General features: G+C 44.7%; 3 protein-coding genes. All 3 read right to left on the bottom strand.

Translation table 11 applies throughout. From position 1 onward, the window contains the following. A partial coding sequence (locus BUB67_RS15870) for a helix-turn-helix domain-containing protein (protein ID WP_143157127.1) occupies window positions 1-794 on the bottom strand: 794 nt, incomplete at its 3' end. Between the two features lie 48 nt (window positions 795-842). Then, the gene (locus BUB67_RS16500; protein ID WP_013809834.1) at window positions 843-1,067 is read right to left on the bottom strand and encodes a DUF5348 domain-containing protein; all 225 of its coding nucleotides are present in this window, start codon (window positions 1,065-1,067) and stop codon (window positions 843-845) included. Between the two features lie 144 nt (window positions 1,068-1,211). Then, the gene (locus tag BUB67_RS17075) at window positions 1,212-1,736 is read right to left on the bottom strand and encodes a DUF6431 domain-containing protein (protein ID WP_013809835.1); all 525 of its coding nucleotides are present in this window, start codon (window positions 1,734-1,736) and stop codon (window positions 1,212-1,214) included. Window positions 1,737-1,862 lie beyond the last annotated feature (126 nt).

Consider the following 1,862-nt stretch of genomic DNA (forward strand, 5'->3'; position numbering starts at 1 on the left):
CCGAAAAAACGCTCAATTTTCCCTTTACTGGCCGCATCATAAGGTTTGGTATGGGTCAACACAATCCCCAGACTGGCGCAGGCGATATGAAAAGTATCCGCCCGGTAAATCTTGCCATTATCAACGTATACAATCTTAGGTATGCCCCGTCTGATCAAGGCCTCCTTGAACACGTTTTTAAGGGCATCAAACTTCTCAGAGACAGTAAACTGGGCAAAGGGCACAATTCTGGAGCAATCATCAATAAACCCGAAGAGGAAAGTCTTGGTTTTCCGGCCGTTAAGCAAAAGATACGGTCCTACTGACATATCTCCCTGCCACAAAATATTAACTTTATCATAAGCAAAACGTTTTCTTTCTTGCTTTGCAGGTGCATCTCTGGCAATCAGCCCGTGTTTGCGTAAGAACCGGTAAACCGTAGCGTAAGAAACTTCCTTGGGCAGGATCTCGCCTTGGTCCACTAGCTGATCGTAAAAAACCGAAACAGGCATATCCCGGTATTGCTGACGCAAAGATAGGAGCCGTTCTTCCTGCTGGGCATTCAATTTCCGGCACTGTCCTTTATCAGATCGGCCTTTTGGCTTTAGCCCGGCGAAGCCTGCCCGCCGGTAGTCTAAGAGCCAGCAAGAGATAGTCTTGGGCGTAAATTCTTTTTCGCCATAGTAAGGCACCTGATGCTTTTTCCCGGCTACTTCTTCCAGGTAAGTCTTTTGGCAGCTGACCTGGCCGTTTAAAATGGGGGCGATAAGCCCATAACGAAACAGCGCTATGCTCTCGCGTATTTTTTCATCCACCATAATCACCTCCGCTATTGAGGTTAACCGGAACATTGCCTTACTTTTTCATACAGTTGCCCGGTATACTTGACCTGGTTTTAAATCAAAGGCGGCATTGCGAAAGATAACGTACCATTGGTTGCCCAGTTCAATCCGGCAGGGTAGCCAATAGCCGTCAAGCCAAAGCATCAAAGCTTCTCCGCAATGAAGTGAATAGTTTGACAACCTGCTTGTAAATATCCAGCGGTCCGTTTGGGGACAGTATGTTAACTCACCTTGTTCCTGCATCATACTTCACTCCTTAAGCATGGAAATAATTGTTGGGGCAATGCCGGTTAACTCTTTTCCATTCTAAAACGGCCAAGATACAGTTTTCCACGCAAAAGGTGTGTGGTCAGGCAGAATATTCACAAGGGGGTACTATTCATGGTAAAATTAATTTGCCATGAAGTTGCCTATGAAATGTCCCGTGGACCTTCTTACGAAGGTTGCTTTCCCCAAAGCCAGGATCATTTCAAGCAATTTTATGGCTTTTTCTTTACTACCTGTAGGAAGTGGTTCCCTAAAGCCATAATCTCGAAAAAACATCTCGACCTGATTCAGTTGCTTGATGTAACGCTTTTGGTAAAATGCTGTTAGCTGGCGCTGCCCGATGATAACCCGGTCAATAAAGCTGCTCCTCAGCCTATCCAAAATAGTACTCACTGTATATTGAAAGTAAGGAATCAGAAAGTCTGGCAGTAAGGATACTGTTTTATTGCAGGATGGGCATCTTAACCGGCAAACTGGTATCCTGTACAACTTTTCCCCCTCAATGGCGTTTCGCCAATAAAAGCCGTGTCGGAGGAGATTAACCATACCTCGGCAATGAGGACACCGGTTTATCCTGGGGAAAGCATTGTTAATACCCCGGGCAGCATAATCTTCTAACGAAATATTAAAGTTGTAGGCAATGACCAATAAAAATCCCCCCAGAGTAATTTGCTAAGATTTTAGCACTTTGCTTGGAGGGGATAAATAGATACCGGCTGTTTAATTATGAAAAGGAACAACATGATTATGTAGGTATTTATGTGCAAGTGGACA

It is taken from the genome of Desulforamulus putei DSM 12395 (genome assembly GCF_900129195.1).
Taxonomy (GTDB): Bacteria; Bacillota; Desulfotomaculia; order Desulfotomaculales; family Desulfotomaculaceae; genus Desulfotomaculum; species Desulfotomaculum putei.

Coding starts and splice junctions, on each gene's coding strand:
- BUB67_RS16500 (WP_013809834.1), bottom strand. CDS start 1,067: ATGATGCAGGAACAAGGTGAGTTAACATACTGTCCCCAAACGGACCGC.